The organism is Kitasatospora sp. NPDC034023, from assembly GCF_055575795.1.
In genome coordinates this window covers 139,466-164,622 of record NZ_JBVIRY010000005.1, presented here as the reverse complement: position 1 = coordinate 164,622, position 25,157 = coordinate 139,466, and the positions used below count along the sequence as shown (strand labels likewise).

The 25,157-nt window shown below is 74.0% G+C and carries 23 protein-coding genes and 2 pseudogenes; 7 read left to right on the top strand and 18 right to left on the bottom strand.

All coding sequences use genetic code 11. The annotated features are described in order from the left end of the window. Positions 1–216 precede the first annotated feature (216 nt). The 12 genes from ACZ52R_RS09780 to ACZ52R_RS09725 form a co-directional block, all read right to left on the bottom strand. On the bottom strand, positions 217–1,122 hold the full coding sequence (locus ACZ52R_RS09780; RefSeq protein ID WP_465753264.1) for an alpha/beta hydrolase: 906 nt from the start codon (positions 1,120–1,122) through the stop codon (positions 217–219). Further along, on the bottom strand, positions 1,119–1,826 hold the full coding sequence (locus tag ACZ52R_RS09775) for a beta/alpha barrel domain-containing protein (RefSeq protein WP_465660576.1): 708 nt from the start codon (positions 1,824–1,826) through the stop codon (positions 1,119–1,121). The genes ACZ52R_RS09780 and ACZ52R_RS09775 overlap by 4 nt, the downstream gene beginning before the upstream one ends. Beyond that, entirely contained in the window at positions 1,823–2,593 is a 771-nt protein-coding gene (locus ACZ52R_RS09770; RefSeq protein WP_465753263.1) for a phosphoribosylanthranilate isomerase, read from the bottom strand. The genes ACZ52R_RS09775 and ACZ52R_RS09770 overlap by 4 nt, the downstream gene beginning before the upstream one ends. Continuing rightward, a complete protein-coding gene (locus ACZ52R_RS09765) occupies positions 2,590–3,735 on the bottom strand; it encodes an acyl-CoA dehydrogenase family protein (protein ID WP_360508458.1) in 1,146 nt (381 codons plus the stop codon). Before ACZ52R_RS09765 ends, ACZ52R_RS09770 begins: the two co-directional genes overlap by 4 nt. 127 nt (positions 3,736–3,862) lie before the next feature. Beyond that, a complete protein-coding gene (locus tag ACZ52R_RS09760; RefSeq protein WP_360508461.1) occupies positions 3,863–4,237 on the bottom strand; it encodes an ectoine synthase in 375 nt (124 codons plus the stop codon). Next, on the bottom strand, positions 4,231–5,172 hold the full coding sequence (gene trpA, locus ACZ52R_RS09755; protein ID WP_465753262.1) for a tryptophan synthase subunit alpha: 942 nt from the start codon (positions 5,170–5,172) through the stop codon (positions 4,231–4,233). Before trpA ends, ACZ52R_RS09760 begins: the two co-directional genes overlap by 7 nt. Continuing rightward, entirely contained in the window at positions 5,165–6,244 is a 1,080-nt protein-coding gene (locus tag ACZ52R_RS09750) for a hypothetical protein (protein WP_465753261.1), read from the bottom strand. Before ACZ52R_RS09750 ends, trpA begins: the two co-directional genes overlap by 8 nt. A 3-nt stretch (positions 6,245–6,247) precedes the next feature. After that, positions 6,248–6,517: an acyl carrier protein gene (locus ACZ52R_RS09745; RefSeq protein ID WP_360508470.1), complete on the bottom strand. Its 270-nt coding sequence runs from the start codon at positions 6,515–6,517 to the stop codon at positions 6,248–6,250. A gap of 47 nt (positions 6,518–6,564) precedes the next feature. After that, entirely contained in the window at positions 6,565–8,358 is a 1,794-nt protein-coding gene (locus tag ACZ52R_RS09740; protein ID WP_465753260.1) for an AMP-binding protein, read from the bottom strand. Between the two features lie 5 nt (positions 8,359–8,363). Beyond that, entirely contained in the window at positions 8,364–9,194 is an 831-nt protein-coding gene (locus ACZ52R_RS09735) for a MaoC/PaaZ C-terminal domain-containing protein (RefSeq protein ID WP_465614959.1), read from the bottom strand. Beyond that, on the bottom strand, positions 9,191–10,426 hold the full coding sequence (locus tag ACZ52R_RS09730) for a beta-ketoacyl-[acyl-carrier-protein] synthase family protein (protein ID WP_360508479.1): 1,236 nt from the start codon (positions 10,424–10,426) through the stop codon (positions 9,191–9,193). Before ACZ52R_RS09730 ends, ACZ52R_RS09735 begins: the two co-directional genes overlap by 4 nt. A gap of 38 nt (positions 10,427–10,464) precedes the next feature. Then, a complete protein-coding gene (locus tag ACZ52R_RS09725; RefSeq protein ID WP_465614958.1) occupies positions 10,465–11,676 on the bottom strand; it encodes an aminotransferase class I/II-fold pyridoxal phosphate-dependent enzyme in 1,212 nt (403 codons plus the stop codon). 666 nt (positions 11,677–12,342) lie between these two features. Between ACZ52R_RS09725 and ACZ52R_RS09720 the strand changes: the two genes are divergently transcribed. The 5 genes and pseudogenes from ACZ52R_RS09720 to ACZ52R_RS09700 all read left to right on the top strand — a co-directional run. Beyond that, positions 12,343–13,215, top strand: a complete 873-nt coding sequence (locus ACZ52R_RS09720) for an AfsR/SARP family transcriptional regulator (RefSeq protein ID WP_465753259.1) — start codon at positions 12,343–12,345, stop codon at positions 13,213–13,215. 514 nt (positions 13,216–13,729) lie between these two features. Further along, positions 13,730–14,056, top strand: coding sequence for an ArsR/SmtB family transcription factor (locus ACZ52R_RS09715; RefSeq protein WP_465753258.1), 327 nt, complete (start codon positions 13,730–13,732; stop codon positions 14,054–14,056). Between the two features lie 215 nt (positions 14,057–14,271). Continuing rightward, the gene (locus ACZ52R_RS09710; RefSeq protein ID WP_465614957.1) at positions 14,272–15,249 is read left to right on the top strand and encodes a phosphotransferase family protein; all 978 of its coding nucleotides are present in this window, start codon (positions 14,272–14,274) and stop codon (positions 15,247–15,249) included. A gap of 546 nt (positions 15,250–15,795) precedes the next feature. Continuing rightward, the gene (locus tag ACZ52R_RS09705) at positions 15,796–16,005 is read left to right on the top strand and encodes an IS110 family transposase (protein ID WP_465615284.1); all 210 of its coding nucleotides are present in this window, start codon (positions 15,796–15,798) and stop codon (positions 16,003–16,005) included. Positions 16,006–16,028: 23 nt separating this feature from the next. Beyond that, positions 16,029–16,306: pseudogene (locus tag ACZ52R_RS09700) on the top strand (transposase); the annotation flags it as partial. A gap of 15 nt (positions 16,307–16,321) precedes the next feature. Here ACZ52R_RS09700 and ACZ52R_RS09695 read toward each other — a convergent pair. Both ACZ52R_RS09695 and ACZ52R_RS09690 read right to left on the bottom strand, forming a co-directional pair. Further along, complete coding sequence (locus ACZ52R_RS09695) at positions 16,322–16,555, bottom strand: hypothetical protein (RefSeq protein ID WP_465614956.1); 234 nt, start codon at positions 16,553–16,555, stop codon at positions 16,322–16,324. A 382-nt stretch (positions 16,556–16,937) separates the two neighbouring features. After that, positions 16,938–17,681 carry an MBL fold metallo-hydrolase gene (locus ACZ52R_RS09690; RefSeq protein WP_465753257.1) on the bottom strand — a complete coding sequence of 248 codons (744 nt, stop codon included), beginning with the start codon at positions 17,679–17,681 and terminating at the stop codon, positions 16,938–16,940. Positions 17,682–18,803: 1,122 nt separating this feature from the next. Between ACZ52R_RS09690 and tpx the strand changes: the two genes are divergently transcribed. Continuing rightward, positions 18,804–19,304: a thiol peroxidase gene (gene tpx, locus ACZ52R_RS09685; protein ID WP_465660586.1), complete on the top strand. Its 501-nt coding sequence runs from the start codon at positions 18,804–18,806 to the stop codon at positions 19,302–19,304. A gap of 907 nt (positions 19,305–20,211) precedes the next feature. Beyond that, a pseudogene (locus ACZ52R_RS09680) lies at positions 20,212–21,032 on the top strand (IS5 family transposase). 4 nt (positions 21,033–21,036) lie between these two features. On the opposite strand, the gene ACZ52R_RS09675 reads toward ACZ52R_RS09680, so the two are convergent. From ACZ52R_RS09675 to ACZ52R_RS09660, 4 genes are all read right to left on the bottom strand, one after another. Beyond that, positions 21,037–21,234 carry a hypothetical protein gene (locus ACZ52R_RS09675; protein ID WP_465753256.1) on the bottom strand — a complete coding sequence of 66 codons (198 nt, stop codon included), beginning with the start codon at positions 21,232–21,234 and terminating at the stop codon, positions 21,037–21,039. A 744-nt stretch (positions 21,235–21,978) separates the two neighbouring features. Further along, positions 21,979–22,734, bottom strand: coding sequence for an SDR family NAD(P)-dependent oxidoreductase (locus tag ACZ52R_RS09670; RefSeq protein ID WP_360508502.1), 756 nt, complete (start codon positions 22,732–22,734; stop codon positions 21,979–21,981). Continuing rightward, positions 22,731–23,714: a 3-oxoacyl-ACP synthase III family protein gene (locus ACZ52R_RS09665; RefSeq protein ID WP_360508505.1), complete on the bottom strand. Its 984-nt coding sequence runs from the start codon at positions 23,712–23,714 to the stop codon at positions 22,731–22,733. The genes ACZ52R_RS09670 and ACZ52R_RS09665 overlap by 4 nt, the downstream gene beginning before the upstream one ends. Before the next feature lie 34 nt (positions 23,715–23,748). Then, a complete protein-coding gene (locus tag ACZ52R_RS09660; protein ID WP_360508507.1) occupies positions 23,749–24,009 on the bottom strand; it encodes a hypothetical protein in 261 nt (86 codons plus the stop codon). Positions 24,010–25,157 lie beyond the last annotated feature (1,148 nt).

Sequence of the window (25,157 nt, the reverse complement as noted above, 5' to 3'; positions counted from 1 at the left end):
AGGGCAGGGGACGGCCGTGGCGTAGGGCCGGCGGTCGTCCGCACGGGCCTTGGGTGCCCATCCTTGCGCAGGGCTGATGCTTGATCAACTTCTGGTGCCGCAGGCGGTCCGTGTGCGGACCGGCCGTGTCCGGGAAGGCGTTTTTCTTGTCCTGTGCGGGAGTTGGCGGGCGTTGGGGTGAACCTTGTGGCCGCGCCGGCCGTTCCCGGCGGCCGGTCAGACGGCGGCGAGGGCGAGGGCGGGGGCCGGGGCGGGGCGGGTGCGGCAGTCGTCGGTGAAGGCGAGGGCGCGCAGGTGGTAGGGGCGGGCGGCGTGGCCGAGGGAGAGGTTGTGGCCGGCGCCGTGGGCGGTGACCAGGCGGGCCAGGCCGTGGGGGAAGGCGGCGGTCAGTGCGGTGCGGGCGGCCGGATCCAGGCGCCACCAGTGCTCGTGTTCGGCCAGGGTCAGGCGCACCGGGACCCGGACGCGGGCGGCGAGGGCGCTGTAGCGGGCGGGCCAGTCGGCGAGTTCGCGGGATTCGAGGGCGGGGACGGGGGTGAGCAGGGTGCGGGCGGCGTGGAAGGTGCCGGGCGGGTAGAGGCCCAGGGGGCCCCAGTTGAGGCGGCCGCCGCCGGCGAGGTCGTCGGGGCGCTCCCACGCGCCGGGGGTGTAGTGCTGGGCGAGGCCGTTGAGGTCGGCGCCGAGCAGGGGCAGGCGGGGGTGGTGGGGCCAGTGGGCGGCGAGGGTCAGGGCGATCTTGCCGCCGAAGGAGTGGGCGAGGAGTTGGACGCCGGCGCCGGTGGGGTGGGCGCGGGCGTAGTCGGTGAGGGCGGCGTGGAGGGTGGCGGCCTGGTCGGCGATGAGCTGGCCGTGCGGGAGGCGGTGGGCGGAGGCGCCGTGGCCGGGGCGGTCGAGGGCCAGGACGGTGTAGCCGAGGTCGGCGGCGAGGGTGAGCAGGCTGGTGTCGGGGTGGGCGGGGCCGGCGAAGTAGGCGGCGCGCATGCCGCGGCCGTGGATGGCGAGGATGACGGCTTTGGGTTCGCCGTGTTCGGGTTCGGCGACCAGGGCGGACAGGGGGATGCCGTCGGCGTCCAGGACGAGGGAGCGGGTGCGGGTGCGGGTGCGCGGCGGGTGGGTGCTCATGCGGCGGCCCCGGCGCGGGCGGCGTCGAGGGTGGTGAGCCAGGTGTCGATGTCGTCGGTGCGCAGCAGGGCGGTGCCGACCAGGAGTGCGGCGTAGCCGGCGTCGAGGAGGCGGGCGGCGGTGTCGGGGTCGGTGATGGCGGAGGCGGAGACGGGGGCGCGGCAGCCGGCGGCGCGGACGGCGGGTAGCAGGCGCAGGCTGCGCTCGAGGTCGCCGGGGTCGCGTTCGCGGGTGCGGATGTCCTTGTTGTTGACGGCGATGACGCACTGGTCGGTGTGGGGCAGGTGGTCGAGTTCGTGGTCGTGGGTGATCTCGACGAAGGGGGTCAGGCCCAGGCCGAGGGCGCAGGTGACGAGGCGGCGTAGGGAGGTGGCGGGCAGCAGGGCTGCGGTGAGCAGGACGGCGGAGGCGCCCATGGCGTGGGCGGCTTCGAGTTGGGCGGGGCGGGTGAGGAAGTCTTTTTGCAGGACGGGCAGGGTGGTGGCGGCGGTGACCTCGCGCAGCAGGCGGGTGGTGCCGCCGAACCAGCGGCCGGTGACGACGGACAGGCAGGGGGCGCCGGCCTGTTCGTAGCGGGTGACGAGGTCGGTGACGGTGCGTGGGCCGAGGAGGTCGGTGCCGTGGGGGTCGCGGAGTTTGACTTCCATGATGAGGGGGCGCTCGGCGGTGAGGAGGGCGTCGAGGAAGCCGGTGGGGTGGCTCATGCGGTGGCCTCCTGGAGGCGGGGGTGCCAGGCGCGGGTGAGGGCGGTGACGGCGTCGCGGGTGAGGCGGCCGGTGCGGTCGCGGGCGGCGGTGTCGATGTCGGCGCCGGCGTAGAGGGGGTGGTCGGTGACGGTGCGGTAGGTGTCGCGGTTGGTGGTGTCGAGGCCGCCGGCGAGGAGGAAGGGGGTGTTCAGGCGGGGTAGCAGGGCGTGGATGTGGTGGGGGTCCAGGCTCTGGCCGGTGGAGCCGATGCGGCCGTCGTCGGTGACGGTGTCGAGCAGGAACAGGTCGCATCCGGCGCGTTCGAAGGCGGGGGTGAAGGCCCGTTCGAGGCAGCGTCCTCTGGCGAGGTGGAGGACTTTGACGAGGACGGCGTAGGGCAGTCGTTCGCGCAGGTCGGCGACGAGGGCGGGGCTCTGGTAGGCGTGGAGCTGGATCCAGCGGATGCCGGTGGCGCGGGCGAGGCGGGCGAGGTGGTCGGCGTCGTCGAGGAAGGTGACGAGGACGGGTTCCAGGCCCAGGCGGATGGCGGTGGCGGCGAGGTCGGCGAGGTCGTCGGTGGTGAGGTCGGCGGGGCCGCCGGGGATGCCGTGCCACAGGCCGACCAGGGTGGGGCCGGTGTCGGCGAGCAGGGCGAGGTCGGCGCGGGTGCGGGCGCCGCACACCTTGAGGTGGCCGGGGCGCAGCGTGAGCCCGGGCGCCGGCGCGGCGGCGGCGGGCGGCACGGCCGGTGCGGCGGGGGCGGGTGGTGCGGCGGGGGCGGTCATTTGCCGAGTCCGAGCATGGCGGCGATGCGGTTGTACTGGATCTCGTTGCTGCCGGAGTAGATGGTGCCGGCGACGGCGTTGCGGACGTCCTTCTCCAGTCCGTACTCGGACATGTAGCCGTTGCCGCCGAAGACCTGGACGGCGGCGAGCGAGGTGGCGAGGTTGGATTCGCTGGTGAGGAGTTTGGCGATGGCCATGTCGACGGTGACGTTGTCGCCGGCTTCGAGGCGCTGGGCGGTGTCGTAGAGCCATTTGCGGGCGGTCTCGAGGCGGATCTTGGTGTCGACGATCTTGTTGGCGACGGACTGGTAGGAGCCGATGGGCTTGCCGAAGGACATGCGGGTCTTGGCGTAGTCGAGGCAGCGGGCGAGGCGGTGCTGCATCTCGCCGGTGTTGACGATGAAGGAGTAGAGGATCTCGCGTTTCATGACGTGGTCCAGGACCATGAAGCCGCCGCCGACCCGGCCCAGGACGCGGTCCTTGGGCACGCGTACGTCGTCGAGGAAGAGTTCGGACAGCGGGGAGGTGCGCAGGCCCATCTTCTTGATGGGGTTGCCGCAGGTCAGGCCGGGGGTGTCGGCGTCGAGGAGGAAGGCGGTGACGCCGAGCGCCCCGCCCTGGGGGTGGGTGCGGGCGTAGACGACGATGACGTCGGCGACGGGGCCGTTGGAGACGAAGGTCTTGGCGCCGGTGAGGACGAAGTGGTCGCCGTCGCGCACGGCGCGGGTGCGCATCTGCATGGCGTCGGAGCCGCTGTCGGATTCGGTGATGGCGTGGGCGCCGATGGCTTCGCCGGAGGCGATGCGCGGCAGGTAGGCCTCTTTGAGGGCGGGTGAGCCGAAGGCCTGCAGGGGGACGCCGGTGGAGGCGAGGGAGGTGGTGACGGAGAAGTTGAGGCCGCCGTCGCGGCAGGCGTGGCCGAGGCCTTCGAGGACGTACATGGTGGTGAGCAGGGATTGGCCCAGGCCGCCGTAGCGTTCGTCGAAGGGCAGGGCGAGGATGCCGGTCTTCTGGATCAGGCGCCACTTGTCGTGGGAGAAGGCGGCCTGTTCGTCGCCTTCGATGTGGCCGGCGCTCAGGTCGTCGCCGAAGCGGGCCAGGCCCTCGCGCAGGGCCTTCTGGTCGGCGTTCCAGCGGATCACGGTGTTGCCGCCTTCCTCCCGGGCCCGTGACCGGGCCCGGGGTGGCAGGCCGGCGTCGGGCGCCGGCGCTCGTCTGAACAGAGGTCCTCGCGGACGGAAGGTCTCGCCTGGGGCCTGTGGGCGGGCCCTAGTAGGCGGAGGAGGAGTGGGCGTCGAGCTGGTGGACCTCGTCGCCGCGCAGGGCCGGGGAGAAGACGCAGACCAGGCGCAGGTCCTCGTGGGGGCTGGCGATCAGGTAGTGGGCGTCGTGCTCGTCGAGGGCGTAGAGGCGGCCGGGGGTGATGGGGTGGGTGTTGCCGTCCATGTCGACGACCTCGCCGGAGCCGGCGATGCAGTAGCAGGCCTCGAGGTGGTTGCGGTATTCGAGGCGGGACTTGGTGCCGGCGTTGACGATGGTGTCGGTGAGGCTGTAGCCGAGGCCGTCGCCGGCCACCAGGAAGCGGCGGGACAGGCCGTTGCCCCATTCGACGGTCTTCACGTCGGCGATGTCGCGGATCAGCATGCGGGGTGTTCCTCTCGGGTGGTGGTGCCGGCGGGTGTGAGGGCGGTACCGGTGGTGGTGCCAGTGGTGGTGCCGGTGGTGGTGCTGGTGCCGGTGCTGGTGCCGGTGCTGGTGGTGCGTCCGCCGGGTGCGTCCGGGTGTGGGGGACGGGTGGGGCGGAGGTCGGTGAGGAAGGCGCCCAACTCCCCCACGGCGTCGAGGCCGTGGGTGTGGGCGTGCTCCAGGCGGGCGACGGCGGCGGAGCCGACGATCGCCGCATCCGCGCCGCTGTCGGCGACGGCGGCCAGGTCGGCGGCGGTCTTGACGCCGAAGCCGACGGCGACGGCGGTGTCGGGGGCGGCGCGGCGCAGCGCGGTGACGGTGTCGGCGAGCGTGTGGTGGCCGGTGGCGGGGGTGGTGCCGGAGCGGCCGTAGTGGGCGACGAGGTAGACGTAGGCGCCGGTGGCGCCGTGGGCGGCGTCGGCGAGGACCTGGGGGGTGGAGGCGGGGTAGCAGGTGGTGACCTGGGGCAGGCCGGTTGCGCGCATCGCGTGCTGCCAGGCGGGGCGCACGCGTGGGGGCAGGGCGTGGACGAGCAGGGCGCGGGCTCCGGCCTGGGCGATGGCCGAGGTGGTGGTGGCGGGGTCGCGGTGGCGCAGGCTGTGGCTCCAGTCGGCGAGCAGGGCGACCTTGAGGCGGGTCAACCGCGGGGTGAGGTCGGCGAGTTCGGCCAGGACGGTGTCCAGGGTGGTGCCGGCCTGGAGGGCGCGGGCGGCGGAGCGGCGGATGACGGGGCCGTCGGTGGGCGAGTTGGGGAAGGGGACGGCGAGTTCGAGGACGTCCACGCCGTGGGTGTCGAGCATGAGGGCGAGGTCGGCCAGGGGGGCGGCGGGGTCGCCGGCGTTGAGGAAGACGGCCAGGCCCAACTCGCCCGGGGGGAAGAGGGGTTCAGACACCGGCTGCCTCCTGGCGGCGGGCGCCGGAGGCGGCGCCGGGTGGGGTTCCGGGGCGGGTTCCGGGGCGGGCGCGCAGGCGTTCGGCCAGGGCGCGGGGGGCGCCGTCGGCGAGGGCGTCCAGGGCGGCGGTGTACGCGGTGGCCCAGTGGGTGTGGCGGCCGGAGGCGAGGGCGAGGGCGGCGGCGTTGAGGGCGATCGTGTGGGTCGCGGTGGGGCCGGCCTGGGCGGCGAGGGCGCGCAGGAAGTGGCCGGTGAGGTCGTCGGGGTGGGGTGCGAGGTCGGCGAGGGTGCCGGTGGCGGGGGCGACGGAGCCGGCGGGCAGGTGGATGGCGCCGTCGGGGGTGTGGAGGGTGTTGTCGGCGAAGGGCAGGAGTTCGTCGGCGCCGGCGTTGTTGTGGGCCAGCCACAGGGTGCGGCCGGTGACGTGGCCGGCGAGGTGGCGCAGCGTGTCGAGGGGGGCGGTGGCGCCGGCGCCGGTGAGCTGGGCGGTGACGGGGACGGTGGCGATGAGGGGGCCGAGGGTGTTGAGGGCGTGGCCGAAGGGTTTGAGGGTGAGGGGGTAGAGGGTGCGGGCGAGGCGGGTGAGGGCGGGCGGGTAGACGTGGGGGCCGGCGAAGGCGATGCCGTGGTGGGCGAGGTGGTCGGCGGTGGCGGTGTGGCTGGAGGTGAGGGTGATGCCGAGGCGTTCGAGGAGGTCGACGGAGCCGGTGGCGCTGGTGTAGGCGCGGGAGCCGGTTTTGACGACGGGGATGCCCATGGCGGCGGCGGTGAGGGCGGCGGCGGTGGAGAGGTTGAAGGTGGCGGGGCCGCCGCCGGTGCCGACGATGTTGACGCTGGCGGGGTGGGTGGGGCCGGGGTGGGGGGCGCGTTCGGTGAGGGAGGTGGTGAGGGCGGTGAGGGTGGCCGGGTCGGGCAGGCGGGTGGTGAGGCTGGCCAGCAGGGCCGCCGCCTGGGCCCGGTCGCTGTCGCGGGCCGGGCCCAGGGTGCGGTGTTCCAGCTGGTCCCACCACGAGCGCCAGGCGTCCAGGGGGACGGGGCGGCCGGCGAGGAGTGCGGTGAGGGCCGGGTGCATGGGTCAGCGGCCGGCCGTGGCGGTGGCCGCGGTGCGGCGCTGGGTGATGAAGGCGTCGATGGCGGTGACGGAGCGGAAGTTGTTGGGGTCCAGGTCGGTGTCGTCGACGGGCAGGGCGAAGTGGTCTTCGACCCAGGCGATGAGTTTGAGGACGCCGAGGCTGTCGATGACGCCGTCGGAGAGCAGGTCGTGGTCGTCGGCGAGCTGGTCGGGGGTGACGTCGGGCAGGAATTCCTCGATCAGGAACCGCTTGATCCGGTCGATGTTACTCATGGTGGCAACTCCCTTGCGTGGTAACGGAAATGGGACAGGGGTGGTGGTCAGGGGGTGGGCAGGACGGCTTTGCGGTCGACCTTGCCGGTGGCGGTCTTGGCGAGGGGCTCGTCGTGGATGGCGAGTTTCTCGGGGACGGCGGCGCGTGGCAGGTTGCGGGCCAGGTGTTCGCGCAGGGTGAGGGTGTTGAGGGCGGAGCCGGGGGTGCGCTGGACGGCGGCGTGCAGGCGTTTGCCGGTCAGCGGGTCGGGGGCGGCGGCGACGGCGGCTTCCAGGACCTCGGGGTGGGTGAGCAGGACGCGTTCGACCTCGGCGGTGTTGACGGCGACGCCGCGGACCTTGACCTGGAAGTCGGCGCGGCCGGTGAGGTGGACGCGGCCCTGGTCGTCGCGGGTGACGAGGTCCCCGGTGCGGAACCACCGCCGTCCGGGGCCGGCGCCTTCGGGCTGGGTGGTGAAGCGGCCCGTGTCGCGGGAGCGGTCCAGGTAGCCGGCCGCCTGGAAGGGGGTGGAGACGTACAGTTCGCCGCTGCCCGCGCCGTTGACGGGGGTGCCGTCGGGGGCGGCGATGAGGGTGCGGACCCCGGGCAGCGGGGATCCGATGGGCACGGGCAGGGCGGCGGCGGCGTCCAGGCGGTCCAGGCGGTGCCAGAAGCTGTCGTTGGTCTCGGTGCAGCCGTAGATGTTGTAGAGGCCGGCGCCCGGGAGCAGGGCGGGCAGGACGGCGAGGGTGCGGGCGTCGATGGCGTCGCCGGTGAACACGGCGTGCTCGACGCTGTCCAGCACCGTGGCGCCCGCGCCCTGCCCGGCGCCCTGCCCGGCGCCCTGCCCGGGGGCCTGGCCGGGGGCGTGGCCGGCGGCCTGGACGAGCAGGGCGTAGGCCAGGGGGACGGCCTGCAGGACGTGCGGGCGGTGGCGGGTCAGCTGGGTGAGCAGGTGGCGGCCGCTGAGGGCGTGGGCGGGGTCGATGAGCAGGCAGGTGCCGCCGGCGGCGAGGGTGGCCCACACGTCGAGCAGGGCGAGGTCGAAGTTCAGCGGCGCGTAGTTGGCGACGGTACGGCCGGGGCCGAGGTCGAAGGTGTCGTGGGCCCAGGCGGTGAAGCGGTCGACGGCGCTCTGCGCGAGGGGGACGATCTTGGGCAGGTCGGTGGAGCCGGAGGTGGTGAGCATGAAGGAGGTGCCGGCCGCGAGGGTGGGCACGGGTGCGACCTGGGCCAGGACGGGCAGGGCGGGGGTGTCCTGGCCGAGGGGGGCGAGCAGGCGGCGGGCGCCGGCCTGGGCGAAGAGGGCGGCCAGCAGCGCGGGGGCGAGCTGCGGGGAGGGCAGCAGGAAGGGGCGGCGTTCCATCAGACAGGCCAGGACCAGGGCGATCGCCGCGGGCGACTTGACGGCGAGCAGGCCCACCGGCTCCCCCGGCGCCAGCCGCAGGGCGCTCAGGCGCCGGCGCTCGGCCTCGGCGAGGGCGGCGAGTTCGCCGTAGCTGGTGGCCTGGTCGTGCCAGAGCAGGGCGGGCGCGTGGGGGCGGGCCCGGGCGTGGGCGGTGAACGCGTCGGGCAGCGGCAGCGGCGCCGGGGCAGCCTGGGGGGTCCCGGCGGTGTGGGCGGTCCCGGCAGTGTGGGCGGTCCCGGGGGTGTGGGCGGTCCCGGCAGTGTGGGCGGTCCCGGCAGTGTGGGCGGTCCCGGCAGTGTGGGCGGTCCCGGCAGTGTGGGCGGTCCCGGCAGTGTGGGCGGTCCCGGCGGTGTGGGCGGTCCCGGCGATGTGGGCGGTCCCGGCGATGTGGGCGGTCCCGGCGATGTGGGCGGTCCCGGCGATGTGGGCGGTCCCGGCGATGTGGGCGGTCATCGGGTTCACTCCCCCGCCGGGGCGATCCGCGCCCAGCCGGCCTTGACGGCGGTCCCCGCGTCGGTGGCGATCGTGAACCGCACCACCGTGGCGCCGTCGTAGGGCTGCAGGGTCAGGCGCAGTGCGGTACCGGGGCGGGTGGGGGCGGCGAAGCGGGCGCCGAGGGCGGTGACGCGGGCGGGGTCGGCGCCGGCGTGGCGATCGGTGATCTCCTCGGCGGCGAGTGCGACCAGGTGCATGCCGTGGGTGATGATGCCGGGGAAGCCGGCCGTGCGGGCGGCGGTGTCGTCGAGGTGGATCGGGTTGAAGTCGCCGGAGGCGGCCGCGTAGGCGGCGGTGTCGGCGGCCGTCAGGGTGCGGGTGAGGGTGAGCGGTGCGCCGTCGGGGGTGGTGCCGGGGTGGGCGGCGGGGGCGAGGGTGCCGTACGGCTCGGTGCGGGTGGCGCCGAGCAGGAGGGCGGAGGTGGCGAGGTCGGCGACCGGGGTGCCGGTGTCCGCCCGGGTGAGGCGGGTGGTCAGGGCCAGGCGGGTACCGCGGGCCTCGCGGCGCACCGCGCTCACCTCGACGGCGATGTCGAGGCCGCCGGGGGTGAGGGGGGTGTGGGTGTGGATGTCCTGGGCGAGGTGGACCACGCCGGTGAAGCCGGGGTCGCCGGCGGTCAGGGCGGTGACGGTGTGCTGGGCCAGGGCATGGGCGGCGACGAAGGGGTGCGCGGGGCACGCCCCGGCACGGTCCGCGGCGGTGAGGCCGGTGCGGGCCGCGGCGCGGTAGGCGTCCAGGTCCCGTGCGGTGACGGTCAGCCGGGTGCGCCGCAGGGGCGGGGAGGTCGTGGTCATAGCGGGGTCACCACCAGGGTCGCGTTGTGGCCGCCGAAGCCGAACGAGTTGGACAGCACCGGGCCCAGTCGGATGGGGCGCGCGGCGGTGTGGACGACGTCGAGGTCCAGGCCCTCTTCGGTCTTCTCGTGGTTGGCGGTGGGAGGAACGGTGCGGGTGTTCATGGCCTCGATGGCGGCGATCAGCTCGACGGCGCCGGCGGCGCCGATCAGGTGGCCGATGGCGCCCTTGGTGGAGGTGACCGGCACGCCGTGGGGGCCGAACACGGTGCGCAGGGCGGCGGCTTCGGCGCGGTCGTTGTGCACGGTGGAGGTGCCGTGGGCGTTCACGTGGGCGATGTCGGCGGGGGTGAGGCCGGCGTCGGCCAGGGCGGCGCGCATCGCCGCCACGGCGCCGGCGCCGTCGGGGCGCGGGTTGGACAGGTGGTAGGCGTCCGAGGTGGAGCCGTAGCCGGCGAGCAGCGCGTGGGGGCGGGCGCCGCGGGCGTTCGCGTCGGCGAGGCGTTCCAGGACGAGGAAGCCGGCGCCTTCGCCCATCACGAAGCCGTCGCGTTCGGTGTCGAAGGGGCGGGAGGCGCGGGCGGGGTCGTCGTTGCGCAGGGAGTGCGCGCCGAGGTTGCCGAACGCGGCGAGGGTGACCGGGGTGAGGGTGGCCTCGCAGCCGCCGGCGAGGACGACGTCGGCGCGTCCGCTCTCCAGCAGCAGCGCGGCGTGGCCGATCGCGTCCGCGCTGGAGGCGCAGGTCGTGGCGATCGTCAGCGCCGGTCCGCTCCAGGAAAGGCGCATCGCGATCTGCGCGGCGGCCGCGTTGGGCATGGTGACCAGCGGCATCAGCGGGGAGACCCGCAGCGGCCCGTGCCCGGTGTACAGGGCGGATTCGCGGTCGCTGGTGGTGCGTCCGCCCACCGCGTTGCCGACCACGATCGCGCTGCGTCCCGGTTGCGGTTCGGGGCTTCCGGCGTCGCGGTGGGCGGCCAGCGCGGCCAGGGTGCCGTAGTGGGCGAACGGGTCGAGGCGGCGGGCGTCCTTGGCCGGCACCGGGCCGGCGGCGGGCAGGCCGGTGACGCGGCAGCCCAGGCGCACCTTGTGGCGGGCCAGGGCCGGGTCGTCCAGTGCGGTGGCGGTGGAGCGCCCGGAGGCGACGGTTCGCCAGAACTCCCGGACGGTGTGGCCGGCGGGGCTGACCACGCCGAGGCCGGTGACGGCGATCGGCGGGCGGGCGGGCGGGGCCATGGCTTCCTCTCCTGTCCAGGCCGGGTGGTGGCGGGTGGTCAGATCAGGCCGGTCTGGGCGGCGGCGCTCAGGAACGCGTCGGCGGCGAAGTCGATGTCGGCCGCGGTGTGGCGGGCGGTGACCGCGATGCGCAGCCGGGCCAGGTCGTTGGGCACGGCGGGGGTGACCACGGGCAGGCCGATGACGCCGGCCTTGCGGCAGGCGGTGGCGTAGTCGTAGGCGGCGTCGTCGGTGCCGGCGATGACGGGCAGCACGGCGGTGGTGGAGTCCATGGTGGAGATGCCGGCCGCGTTCAGGCGCTCGCGCAGGCGCTGGGCCTGGACCTGGGTGTGGGTGACGCGTTCGGGTTCGCGGCGCAGGATCCGCAGGGACTCCAGGGCCGCGCCGGTCTGGGCGGGGCCCAGGGCGGCGGAGAACAGGAACGGGCGGGCGGCGTAGCGCAGGTGGCCGATGAGGTCGTGGCTGCCGGCGACCCAGCCGCCCATGGAGGGGATGGCCTTGGAGAGGGTGCCGAGTTTGACGTCGACGCGCACCTGGTGGCCGAAGTGTTCCTCGATGCCGCCGCCGGTGGCGCCGATGACGCCGAGGGCGTGGGCCTCGTCGACCATGAGCAGGGCGTCATAGCGGTCGCAGACCTCGCGCAGTTCGGGCAGCGGGGCGATGTCGCCGTCCATGGAGTAGACGCTGTCGACGATGACCAGGCGCACCCCGGTGGGGGCGGCGGCCTTGAGGCGGCGCTCGAGGTGATCGACGTCGTTGTGGCGGAAACGGGTCACGGTGGCCCCGGACAGGCGGCAGCCGTCGACGATGGAGGCGTGGTCGTACTTGTCGATCAGGACGGTGTCGCCCTGGCCGACCAGGGCGCCCACGGTGCCGACGTTGGCGGCGTAGCCGGAGCCGAAGACCAGGGCGCGCTCGCGGTGGGCGTAGCTGGCGACCTCGGCTTCCAGTTCCTCGTGCAGCGGGATGGTGCCGGCCAGGGCGCGCACGCCGTGGTTGCCGGTGCCGTAGACGTCGACGGCGGCCTTGGCGGCGGCGACCACGCGCTCGTCGCCGGCCAGGCCGAGGTAGCTGTAGCCGGACATCATGAGCAGGCGCTCGCCGTCGAGGTCGCAGTAGGCGCTGTCGCGTTCCATGGTGTAGGCGACGAAGCTGTTGCGCCGGGAGGGGTCGGACTCCAGTGCGGCCACCCGGGCATTCGTTGCGGCGAGCTTCGGCTCCAGGCGGTCCCATGCTCCGGTGGCGTTCACGGGCGTTTCTCCTTCACGGCGTCACGGCTTCGGGGGCTTTCACAGGTCTCACGGCTACACGGGTCTCACAGGTCTCACGGCTACACGGGTCTCACAGGTCTCACGGCTTCGCGGGTATCGCGGGTCTCACGGCTTCGCGGGCATCGCGGGTTTTCGCGGGTTTTCGCGGGTTTTCGCGGGCGGTTCTTCGGCGGCGTTCCGGGTGGCGTTCCGGTTTGTTTCCGGTTTCCGTCCGGTTCGTTTCCGGAGGTTTCCCGGCGGGGCGTTTCACGGTGGCTGCGGGCGGGATTTCTCGAAGCCTTCACGCGGGCTGCTCAAGGATGGCTACATTTCTACGGCAGGATGCGCAAGGCGTCCGCAATAGCCGCTTCTTTGGCCTGCGGAAACCATCTGACGTGCGGAAACATTGCGTCCACGACGCATCGACCGGCCGGCGGGTATGTTTTCGCGGCCGGTGTTGACACCGCGCCTCGCGCCGAATGTATGGTCAAAATCCGCCGAAACCGAACGGCTGGTCGGCGGCGCATCCGTCCCGTTCCGGGTTTCCCGCTTTCCCATGCCGACAGCCCGGCACGGGCCGTCACTTCCGCTTTGCCTCAAGGGGGTTGGAGCTACGTTGAACGGCTTCAGGGAAGACAGTCCGTCCGGCAGATCGGGGGCGCGGCGATGCTGATCCGCCTCACCGGCCTGGTCGCGATCGAGCACGAGAACGGTGCCCCGCAGCACCTGTCCAGCGCCCAGGCCCAGGTGGCGTTCGCCCGCCTGGTCCTGGAGCGCTCCGGCGGCACCAGCCGCGACCAGCTGGCCGACACCATCTGGCCCGACGGCCTGCCCGACACCTGGGCCTCGGCCCTGCGCAGCGTGGTCAGCCGGGTACGGGCCTTCGTCACCGACCCCGGCCAGGGGCCCGGCGCCACCCCGCTGATCGCCCAGGGCGGGCGCTACGTGCTGCGCCTGCCGGCCGACGCGGCGGTGGACCTGGAAGCCGCCGCCTGCGCCGTCGGCGAAGCCGGCGAGGCCCTGGCGGCGCGCAGCCACGCGGTGGCCCAGCAGCTGGCCGCCGGCGCGCTGGCCAACCTGCGCGGCTCGTTCCTGCCCGACCACGAGGGCGACTGGGCGCAAGGGGTACGCGAACACGTCGAGGAACTGCGCATCAGCGCGCTGGAGACCGCGAGCCTGGCCGCCTCCGCCCTCGGCGAGGAACACCACGCGCTGCGCTGGGCCGACGAGGCGGTGCGCCGCGCCCCGTTCCGCGAAAGCGCCTACCGCTGCCGCATGGAAGCCCTCGCCGCCTCCGGCAACCGCGCCGAGGCCCTGCGCTGCTACCAGCAGCTGCGCCAGGTCCTGGCCGAGGAACTGGGCATCGACCCGGCCGCCGAGACCCAGGAGCTCTACCTCGCCCTGCTGCGCACCCCCACCCCCGCGCCCCCCGCCCCGTCGGCGGTACGGCCGGTGGACCCGGTCCTGATGGGCATCTTCGAACCCCTCGCCCTCACCCGCCTGCCCCGCCCCGTCCCCACCCCGGCCCGCGCCGCCTGACCCCGGGGCCACCCCCTCTCCCTCTCCTCTCCCCGCGTCTGTCCCCTTCCCCGCGCCCCCGACAAGGGGCGCGGGGAGAGGGGCACGCACCGCCGGCCCCTCCCGCACCCACCCGCCCGGCACCCACCGCCCGGCACCCACCACCGGGCACACCCGGCACGCGCCCCTCCCCCGCGCCCCCGGCCCGGCTCCCCCGCGCGACCGTCCTCCCGTCCGGCCCGGCCCGGTGGGCCCCTCCCGTCCCCACCACGCACCCACCCGCCCCTTCCCCGTCCCGCCCCCCGCGCCCCCGGTCCGCTTCCCCGTGCGACCGCCCGCCGTCCGTCCCGGCGGGTCCCCTTGCGCCCCTCGGGTGTGTTGCGGAGGTGTTGCGGTGGGCGTGGCAGATGGGTCGGGCGTAGTAGCGTCGGGGCGTGAAGTCGCGCGCACGGCGCGGTTTTTGACCATGGGACGGACGGGGGTCGAGTGTTGGGAAGGGGTGGTGGGTGTGGGACGGGCACGCGTGGCGGCGCGGATGATCGAGCACCCTGGTGTGGAGGACGTGAGCGTCCAGCGGGTGCTGGAGGCGCTCGCTGATCCGGCCCGCAGGTCGGTGGTGCGCACGCTCGCGCACTCGGGGGCCGATCTGAGTTGCGGTTCCTTCGACTTGCCGGTCGGGCGTTCGACCTCCAGTCACCACTTCAGCGTGCTGCGCGAGGCGGGACTGCTGCGCCAGTACTACGTGGGGACCACCAAGATGAACGCGTTGCGCAGCGAGGAGCTGGAGGACCGTTTCCCGGGCCTGTTGTCGGCGGTGGTGGCCGCCGCCGACGCGGAGGCCCTGGACACCGCACCCTCCTGACAGGTTCCGATGGTCCGTCAACTCCCGCCGGTGATAACACTCTTGCCGATCGCGGGCGCCGTTTCCGGGTGCCAGTTCCCGGCGCCGGTCCGCGGGCGGCGCTTCCGGGTGGCGGTGGGCGGGTGGCGGTGGGCCTCGGCCGTGGCGTCGGGGCCCTCGGGGCTCTCGGGGCCCTCGGGGAGGCGGGCGGAGCGGGGCGCGTAGGCTGTCCGTCCATGATCGGGAACGCCGGGACCGGGGACGACGGGCAGGGCTGGGCCGCGACCCTGCGGTGGGTCCAGGGCGCACTGGCGCCCGGTGAGCGGATCGCGCAGGTGACGGCGCTCAAGGGCGGGTGGACCTCGCGGATGCGCCGCCTGGACATCGAACGCCCGGGCGGCGACGGGCCGTACGCGCTGGTGCTGCGCTCCTTCGTCACGCCGTTCTACCGCCGCCACGCCCCGGCCCTGCTGGCCCGCGAGGCCGGCGTGCTGGGCCTGCTGGAGAACGGCGGCGTCCCGGCCGCGCGCCTGTTCTCCCTCGACGAGCACGGCGCGGCCTGCGACCACCCGTCGCTGGTGATGACGCACCTTCCCGGCGGTGTGCGCCTGGCCCAGGACGCGGACACCGGCCGGCGCGCGGACCTGCTGGCCGCCCAGCTCGCCGCCGTCCACGCCGTCGAGGTCGGTGAGCAGCGGCGCCCGCGCGTCTGGCAGGCGTGGACGGCCCCCGACCTCGTCCGCGTCCCCGGGCACACGCGGCGCCCCGCGCTGTGGGCGCGGGCGGTGGAGGCGATCCGCCGCGAGGCGCCCGCGCACCGCCCGTGCTTCCTGCACCGCGACTTCCACCCCGGCAACGTGCTGTTCACCGGCGCCGGGGAGCAGCTGGCGGTCAGCGGGGTGGTCGACTGGGTGGAGACGTCCTGGGGCCCGGCCGACCTGGACGTCGCCCACTGCTCCACCGCGCTGGCCCTGCTCCACGGCCCCGCGGCCGGCCTGGCCTTCGCCGAGCGCTACCGCGACGCCGGCGGCCGCCCCCTCGCCGAGGGCGGCGACCACCTGTACTGGCGGCTGCTGGACGCCCTCGCCTTCGCCCCGGACGCGGAGAAAGTCGCCGTCCCCTGGCGCGAACTGGGCCGCACCGACCTGACCCCGGACGTCCTGATTGCCCGTCTGGAGGACTACCTGCAAGCCCTGTTCGACCACTACGCCTGACCGCCCCCGCCTACCGGCCCCGGCCCTCCCACGACCGGAACAGGCACCCGCGCGCCGACGTTCGACGTGGTGCCCGACGGCCGGGCCTGCCCGCCGGCGAGGTCCGCGCGGCGGCGCCCCTTGACGGTCGAGGGCGTCCCGGTAGCGTCCCGGTCGTACGGCATCCTTGATCGCCACGGCTTCCGGGACCGCGCCGTCGGCGGCGTCGCTCACAGTCCGGCTTTCGGCCACCGGGCCGCCCCGCCCCCGTTCCCGCCGCCTTCGTTCACGCCGCCGTCGTTCCCGCCGGTGTGCTCTGCCGCGTCGCCATGCCCCACCCGCTCTCCTACCGCCCGCCCCCCGTTACCTATTTCGTGCATCGACGGACCGCTGATGAGGGGCTTGAGCACCGGCTTCACCCGAGCCGGAAGAGCTCTCCGTACCGTGGATGTGGCAGCTCGGTGCCAAGAAGGCAAGGCCGGACGAAAGCGGGATGGAGGAGCCTGCACGTGATCGACACCAGCAACATCGACGTCTTGCTCGGCCTGGACGTCGGCGAGGGCGAACATCACGCCACCGCCGTCACACCGGGCGGGAAGAAGGTGTTTCGACAAGCGCCTGCCCAACACCGAACCCAAACTCCGAGAGCTGTTCGCGAAACTCCAGGCCAAGCACGGAACGGTGCTGGTCGTGGTCGACCAGCCGTCCTCCATCGGCGCCTTGCCTCTGGCGGTCGCCCGGGACACGGGCTGCCCGCTCGCCCGTCTGCCGGGCTGACGATGCGGCGGATCGCCGACCTCTACGCCGGCCTCGCCCCGGCCACCCGGAGCTCGGACTCCTCGATCCGCGGCGAACAGCCCTCCAGGCGGGGAAACAAGCAGCTCAAACGGGCCTTCTCCCTCTCCGCGTTCGCCGCACTCGGCGACCCGGCATCGCGGGCCCACTACGACAAGAAGATCGGCCAAGGGAGCACCACACCCAGGCCCTGCTCTGCCTCGCCAGACGCCGGGCCGACGTCCTGTTCGCGATGCTCCGCGACGGAACCTTCTACGAGCCCCAACCCGCTGCGGCTGGGTGAACCCGGACCGCTCGATCAGTCCTCCGGCCGAAGCCGCTGACGAGCCGCCTCAAGCCGCTGGCCATAGTCAGGCGCAAACAGCTCAGGAGGCACCTTGTCGAGCGTTCCGGCGATCCGATGGATCGGCGCCCAGAGCGCCGGATCGTCGACAACGCGGCTGAGGTCCGTCATCTGGAGCTTCTCCAGCCAGTGCGACAGCACCAGTGCCTCGTCACTCGTGAGCTTGATCGTCACCTGGCCATCACTCATGCACACCCCTACGGCTCGGCCCGCCTGACCGCACGAACCTACTGGCCTTGGACCTTGACCGAACACACAGGAGCACCCCCCGGGCGGGTCGTGCACAATCCGGTTTCCGGCGTGGACGGCGTACGGATCCGGGCGCATGCCCGCACCGGGCGTCACGCGGGCGGGCCACCGCCCGGCGGCCCGCCCCGCCACCGGCCGGGGCGCGAGGGGCGGCGCGCCAAGAACGAGCGGCAGCCGGCGGGGCGGCACCCTGGGGCCGGTGCGCCGGGCGCCGAAGCGGGGCAGGGCGGGCCGGGCCGGGCCGGGCCGGGGGCCGGAACCCGCCCCGGCCGTCCCCACACGCTGCGAAACCGCCGCCGGTCCCGCGGACGGCCGGGGCCGCTCACAGGGGCAGCTGCAGGTCCTCCTCGGCGGCGGTGACGTCGCCTCCGAAGGCGCGGCGGGCCTCGGCGAGCGCGACGGTGCGGTCGGTGCCGGGCCAAAAGTGGGTGAGCAGGAGCCGGGCCGCGCCGGCCCGTTTCGCCCACTGCCCGGCCTGGGCGGCGCTCAGCAGGTACGGGTCGCCGGGGCCGTCACCGCACACGGTGGCACCGGCGACGAACAGGTCGGCGCCGGCGGCCAGGCCGGCCAGGCCCGGGCCGGGACCCGCGTCGCCGCTGTAGGCGAGGGTGAGACCCGGGGCACTCAGGCGCACGCCCGCGTGCGGGACATGGTGAGGCAGCGGCACGGTGTCCAGACGCAGCGGGCCCAGGCGGTGGGAGGCGGTGGCGGTGGCGGGCAGGGGGCGGATGTCGAAGACGTCGTGGAGGTCTTCGGTGGGTTCCATCGCCTGGACGCGGGTGACGACGCCGGGGGGGCAGTACAGGGGCAGGCGGGGCGGGCGGGCAGCGGCGAAGTAGCGGGCCCGGCACAGGGCGCTGAGGTCGGCGCAGTGGTCGGGGTGTTCGTGGGTGATGACGACGGCGTCGAGGCCGGTGACGCCGGTGTGCTCGAGCAGGCGGGGGAAAGTGGCGTAGCCGAGGTCGAGAACGAGGCGGTAGCCGTCGTACTCGAGGAGGAACCCGCTGGCGGCCCGGCCCGTTTCGGGATAGGCGGCACTGGTCCCCAGGACGGTGAGTCGACGCACCCGGCGATGCTCTCACAGACGGGATGACGCCCCGTCACAGCCCGAACTGCGGGCCCGGACTGCGGGCCCGGACTGCGGGCCCGGACTGCGGGCGTGGACTGCGGGCGTGGACAGCGGGCCCTGGCTGCGGGCGTGGGGCCCGGCTGCGGAACCGGGACGGGGAATCTTCTCGGGGGCCGCCGTGGTCCTCGGCGGCGGCAACCGCCGCCGGGCAGAGTACGACCACGCCACCCGCCAGAGCCCCCGATGACCACCCCGGCCCGCGACGCGGCCACGGACACGGACACGGACACGGGCGGAGCCGTACCGGGCCCGCGCCCCTCCTCCCCGGACAACCACGCACCACCGCCCGCCACCGCACCGTCCCCGCAGCCCGAAGCCCCCGCACGCCCCCAGACGCCCCCCGCCAGGCCGTCCAGGCCCTCGACACCCTCCTCGACAAGGCCGTCTCCGCCATCCCCTCCCCCGCCGCGCCACCGCGACGCCCGGCCCGCTCCACCGGACACACCACCGGAACCGGAACCGGCGGACACTGCCCCGGCCGCGCCACCGCTACCGGCATCGGCACCGCCGCCGGCACCCGCGCGCGCCACACCACCGCCAGGGTCGGCGAAGCCGAGTACGGCGCCCTACCCGGCACCACCGAACGCGGCCGACGCTCCCACGGCCAACACCGTCACCTCCGTCCGCCCCACCCGGCCCGCCGTGGTCGCCCGCACCCGGGCCGGCCACCGCCCCGCCCTGCCGTTCGGCGCCGCCGGCAACACCGCCCTTCCAGGCCACCGTCCGCCCCGTCCCCGTCATCCGCGGCCACGACCCCTTCGCCACCCCCGCCCCCCGAACCCGCCCTCCCCGACGGCAGCCCCGGCGTCCTCCCCCGGTACGGCGGCCCCTTCCGGTCCGCCTGCCCCCTTCCGGTCCGCCTGACCCCCAGCCCCGGCGCGCCACCACACGGACCCCCGCCCCTGCCCTCGCTTGCGCCCGCTCCTCCTCCCGCCCCTCCTCGGGGCAGGCACGTGGGGGCGGGGGTGTCCAGCCGGTGGTCGCCCGGCGGACGGAACACGGGCGGGCAGTAGGATCGGCGGCGTTGCACACCCGTACACCGCTGGTAGGAGGCTTTTCATGGCTCAGGTCACGCTGAAGGGGAACCTGGTCGAGGTCGGCGGCGCGCTGCCCGCCTCGGGCAGCCAGGCCCCGGCGTTCACGCTGGTCGGCACCGGACTGGCGGACACCTCGCTGAACGACTTCGCGGGCGCCCGCAAGGTCCTCAACATCTTCCCCAGCATCGACACCCCCACCTGCGCGACGTCGGTGCGCACCTTCAACGCCCAGGCCGGCGCGCTGGACAACACCGTCGTCCTCTGCATCTCCGCCGACCTGCCCTTCGCGCAGGCCCGGTTCTGCGGCGCCGAGGGCCTGGACAACGTCAAGACCCTCTCCACCCTGCGCGGACGCGACTTCCACGACGCCTACGGCGTGGCCATCAACTCCGGCCCGCTGGCCGGCCTGACCGCCCGCGCCGTGGTCGTCCTGGACGAGAACGACACCGTCCTGCACACCGAACTCGTCGCCGAGATCGCCGACGAGCCGAACTACGAGGCCGCCCTCGCCGCCCTCAACTGACCCACCCCACGCGCCCCGGCGCGCGTGCACGCGGCGGCCCGCGTCCCCACCCCACCCGCTACAGCGGGCAGGAACAAAGGGGGGATACGGGCCGCCGCCCCCGTTCCCCCACTTCCCCCCTCCGCCCCTCCGCCCCTCCGCCTCTCCCCTCTCCGCCTCTCCCCTCTCAGCCCCTCCGTCCCCTCCTCCTCGCCCCCGCATCCGCCCGCCCCTTTCTCGCGCGGGCAGCCGACCCGGCCAAGAACCCGCCCGGGCCAAAACCCCGCCCACCCCGCGCCCCCGCCACCATGCCCACCGCCACCGCGCCCGCGCACATACCCCCGCACCAGGTCCGCGACGAGGAACCCGCCACGGTCCCCGGAACAGCCGAACGGCCCCGAGACGCAGAAGAAGACCACCGCGCCCCGGGACCACCACGACCAGCCCCCCGCATCCGGCCGGCACCGGGCCGGCGTCCGCGGACACGGACCTGACGGATACACACCCCTTCGGCCGACAGCGACGACCACCGCCCGCACCGCCGCCCACGGCCCGGCCCCCGGACACGAAGCCACCCACACCCCCACCCGCCCCTGCCGGAGCCGGGACGCGGCCACCACCACCCCGGCCCCGCTCCCGGAGAACACCCCGGCCCCGCACACCCGCACCACCGCCGACAACACCGCCCCCCGGGTCCCGCCCGGAGGGCGCGTACGCCCCGCCCCAAGCCCGGGCACCGCCCCCGCCCGAACCCCGGCACCCGCACCACCCGCAGGGCAGGCACGCCCCCGGCCCCGGCCGGTCCGGGCCCGGCCGGTCCGGGCCCGCAGGACCGGGAGACGGATGCCCCACCCGGCGGGCACGCCGCCCCCGCCCCGGCCTCGCCTGTCGGAAAGTGTCTCGTTCGGGACCAGTCGTTCCGTAGCGCGTGGACACAGGTGAACGGTTGGTCCCGGACGAGCTGTCGGACCTCTTCCAGCGCGTCGTGCCCGAGCCTCCGGTACGGCCACAGGGCGGGCGCCGACGGCGGGCCGGCAACCGCCAGGTGCCGGCCGCAATCGTGTTCGTGACCAGCACCGGAAGCAGTCGGCGCCGGCTCCCGCCCGTGTCCGGAGCGCCCTGACAGAGCACCCACCGGCGCTTCACCGCATGGACCGCCGCACGCGTGTGGGCCAAGCTCTACCACGTCGTCCTGGACGAACTCGGGGCCGGCGGAGAACTCGACCGGTCGCGGGCGGCGATCGATCCAGCGAACATCCACGCTCTCACCAGGGGCCACCGACCGGACCGAATCCGACCGACCACGGCGAGAAGGAATCAAGATCCACCTGATCTGCGACCGCAACGCCACCCCGCTCGCGGTCGGCACCTGCAGAGCGAACCTCCACGACGGCCAGGCCCTCGAACCGCTCCTGGCCCCGATCCCGCCCACCCGCTCCCGACACGGGCCACGTCGCCGACAGCCCGCCAAACCGCACGCGGACACAGCCCACGACCGCCCCTTCATCCCGGCGTCTCCTGCACGAGCACGGCATCACCGCCCGCATCGCCCGGCCGGGCGTGGACTCAAGCCAGCACCCGGGACACCACCGCCGGGTCGCCGAACGCACAATCACGTGGCCGGGCGCCTCCCGCCGGCTCAACCGGCGCCACGAGCACCACGAGCACCACGAGCACCACGAGCGCCACGAGCGCCACGAGCGCCACGAGCGCCACGAGCGCCACGAGCGCCACGAGCGCAGAGCCTGACGGCTCAGGTGCCGGGCACCCGGGCGGCCAGGAGCGCGAGGAACCCGTCCAGCAGCGACCGGTCGGCGCCCGGCACCACGTAATGGCGGAAGACACCGCCCTCGGCAACCACCGTCGAGCACGCCCAGTCGAGCAACTCGAACCTGGCACGCAGGTAACCGCCTCCTGAAGCGACAACCTCGACGCCCTCGGGTGACACCACGACACGGTGGGTGGCGCCACATCCGCACTCGTCGCACACCAGCGGGACCCCGCCCATTCCCGCGAGGCGTCACAGGCGCCGGGTAGGCGAGTTCACGACCGGGACACACCGCCACGCTCAGACGACCCGACACCCGCACAACCTATGGTCTCAACCTCCAGACGGGACACTCCTCCAGAGCCGGGGCGTGGCCACCACCACCCCGGCCCCGGGGGCGGGGGCGCACTCGTTGCCCGCCGGTAGGGGTACCGGGGGCCGGTGTCCGGGCGCGGGACAGGACGGGCGCGGGACAGGAGGGGGCCGGGCCGAGCCGTATGCCCGTCCGTGCCCCTGGCTTGTACCGGCCGGGGCCTGCGGTGGTACGGGCTCCGGGGGTTCGGGCGGGTTCGGGCCGGGGGGTCGGAGACGAGCCCGAGGCGGTAGGCGGTAGGCGGTAGGCGGGCGCGAGCGGGGGCCAGCGGCAGGAACCGGGGACGGGGACGGGGACAGGGGCGGAGCGGGACCCGGGGACCGGTACGGCAGGCCCCGGACACCGGCCCCCGGAGCCCGAACCGCCCGACGACGGGTACGCCCCCGCCCCCGGACGCTAAGAGCCGGGGACGGGGACAGGGGCGGAGCGGGACCCGGGGACCGGTACGGCGGGCCCCGGAGCCCGAACCGCCCGACGACGGGTACGCCCCCGCCCCCGGACGGCAGGAACCGGGGACGGGGGGCGGGTCGGGCCGGGGTCGGGCCGGGGGCGGGTCAGGTGATGGAGGCGCCGGAGTCGATGCTGATGACCTGGCCGGTCATGCAGTCCTGGTCGAGGAACAGGGTGATCGATCGGGCGACCTCACCCGGGGTGACGAAACGCGGCACGGGGACCTTGTCACGCATGCCGGCGACGACGTGCTCGGGCAGCGTGTCCGTCATACCGGTGATCATGAAGCCGGGTGACAGGGCATTGACGGTCACCCCCCGGCGCCCGCACTCCGCCGCCAGAGTACGGGTCAGACCGATCAGCCCCGCCTTGGACGCCGAGTAGGCGGTCTGCCCGGCCGTCGCGATCAGCGCGGACGGAGACACGATGTTGACGATGCGTCCCCAACGCGCGCGCAGCATCGCCGGCACACACACCCGCGCCGTGTGGAAGGAACCGACGAGATTGGTGTCGATCACCTGCCGCCACTGCGCCGGGTCCTGCATGGCCATCAGCGCGTCCTTGCGGACCGCGCCGTTGTTGACGAGCACCTCCACCGGCCCCAGCGCCTCCCGGACCCGCTCGTACATGGCACCGACCTGCTCGAAGTCCGCGACGTCACCGGTGACCATGACATGGTCGTTGGACAACCGCGCGCAGGTCTTCTCCGCCCCCGCACGGGAACTGTTGTAGTGGACCGCGACACGGCACCCGGCCGCGTCCAGCGCCACCGCCAGCTCACTGCCCAGCCCGCCGGACGCACCGGTGACCAACGCCACCGGCGCCACCGGACGCACCCCGAAAGCCTCCCTGCCGCTCACCGGACGCCTCCCCAGGTCATCAGGACCGAGCCCCACGTCATACCCGCGCCGAAACCGGCCAGCAACACCGTGTCACCGTCCTTGATCCGCCCCGCGTCCAGCGCCTCCGCCAACGCGATCGGGATCGACCCCGAAGCCGTGTTGCCGTACCGCTCGAGATTGGTGACCAGACGATCGGCGGGAATCCCGGTATGGGCGAGCACCGAGTTGATGATGCGAATGTTCGCCTGATGCGGAACCACATGGTCCACATCCCCCGCGCCGGCCTTCGCCTGCTCCAGGGTCTCGCGGATCGTACGGACCGTGTAGCGCACGGCATTGAGATAGATCTCGTTGCCGTTGATCTGCGCGTAGTGCAGACCCTGCGCCACGGTGTCCGCGGTGGTGGGCATCCGCGAACCACCCGCCAGGACCTTCAGACTGTCCTTGCACGAGCCGTCCGCACCCAGGTTCCACGCCCGGATCCGCTCCACCGGACCCGGAACCAGGACCACCGCGCCCGCACCGTCACCCACCAGGATCGACAGATCCCGATCCGCGGGATTCGCCGTCAACGTGTGCGTGTCCGAACCGATCACCAGGACCGGCCGCGGATCCATACGCATCAGACCCACCGCCGTGACCAGCGCATACACGAAACCCGCACACTCCGAGTTCACATCATGCGCACTGCCCGCGATCCCCAACTCGTCATGCACGAACGCCGACGTCGCCGGCGAAGGCTGTTCCGGAGTAGCCGTCGCCACGATCAGATGCGCGATATCCGCACCCGTCAGACCCGCCCGCTCCAACGCCCGGCGCCCCGCCTCCACCGCCATCGACGCCGTGCTCTGCCCCGGCCCCACCGCACGCCGCTCCCGGATCCCGCACCGCGACACGATCCAGTGCTCGTCCACACCGAAACGCTCCGCGAGCTCCGCACTGGTCACCACCCGCTCGGGCACCGACATCCCCCAGCCGGTGACGTCGAAACCACTCATCACCCCGCCCCTCTCCTCCCCACCCCCCGCGGCCTCAACGACCCTCACCCGGCACAAGCGCCAGGATCCGCTCGTGAACCACCCGCAACGTCGTCGAGTCGTCGATGTCCGCGAACAACGACTCATCCGCCGGAATGTGCGGGTACTGGTTCTGGAACCCGTACAGCCACTCCATCAAATCCAGCGAGTCCACGTCCGCGATGTGCTGCAACGCCGCGTCCGCGTCGATCTCCTGCGCACCGGACACCGCCTGCAACTGCTGGGCCAGGTCCTCGATGGTCGGGATCTGCGACATGAGTGATCGTTTCCTCTCCTCGCCCGCCCCCACACAACAGGGAAACGGACAGCTGTCAACGCGTCGAATAGGGAACAAACAAGGAAGCCGACCCACCAGGCCCGCCACCCGAACAAGACACGAAAGGGACCAACACACCCCCCAGACCACCCCCCAGACCACCCACCGGACCACCCGCCGGTCCACCCGCCGGTCCGCCCGCCACGTCCCGCCCTCACACACCACGCGCCCGACACAGGCACCACAAGGACCAGACACAAACAGAACAAACAGACCGGATAGACCGGATAGACCGGACCGGAAGGACCGGAAGGACCGGAAGGCCGGAAGGCCGGAAGGACCGGAAGGCCGGAAGGACCGGACGGACCGGAAGGACCGGAAGGACCGGAAGGACCGGAAGGACCAGCGGACCGCCCCCACAACAGAAGGAACGGCACAGGCCCGAGCACGCACCACCCCGCCCGCCGAAACGAGACGAGACGAGACGAAAGGGAAGCAACCCGGCCACGAAGACCGCGTGCCTTGTCGAAACCGCATGAAACCCCCACCCACGCAAACGCCCCGCAACCCCCCACCCCCACCCCCCTTGCGCACCACTTGCGAGACACACGCTTACCTGACCCCACAACACACCGCACCCGCACGCCCACCGGCACACCACCAACCAGCACCAACCCGACCACCACGAACAACCAGCCCGGCCACCAGCACCACCAGCCGGCCGGAACGACCAGCACAACCCTCAGCCCCACAACCAGCCCGACCCGCCACCAGCACCAACCGCCCGGGCCGACAGGCCCGCCGGCAGGCAGGCAGGTAGGTAGGCAGGTAGGCAGGCACACCGCACGGACCGCACCCAACGGCCCGCCACCAACCCACCAGCCCACCGGCACCACCCGGTACGCGCGCCGAACCGGCAGGCCACACGTGAAGCACCGACGACCCACACAGGCAAGCCGGTTCAGCAGGACACGGCCACGCACACCCCGCCCGGCACACAAGCCGGACCGGCAGGCCACACGTGAAGCACCAACAACCCGCACAAGCAAGCCGGTTCAACGCGGCACGACCGCAACCACGCGCCACCCGGCACACAAGCCGGACCGGCAGGCCACGCGGAAAGCAGCAGCGACGCGCACACGCAGGCC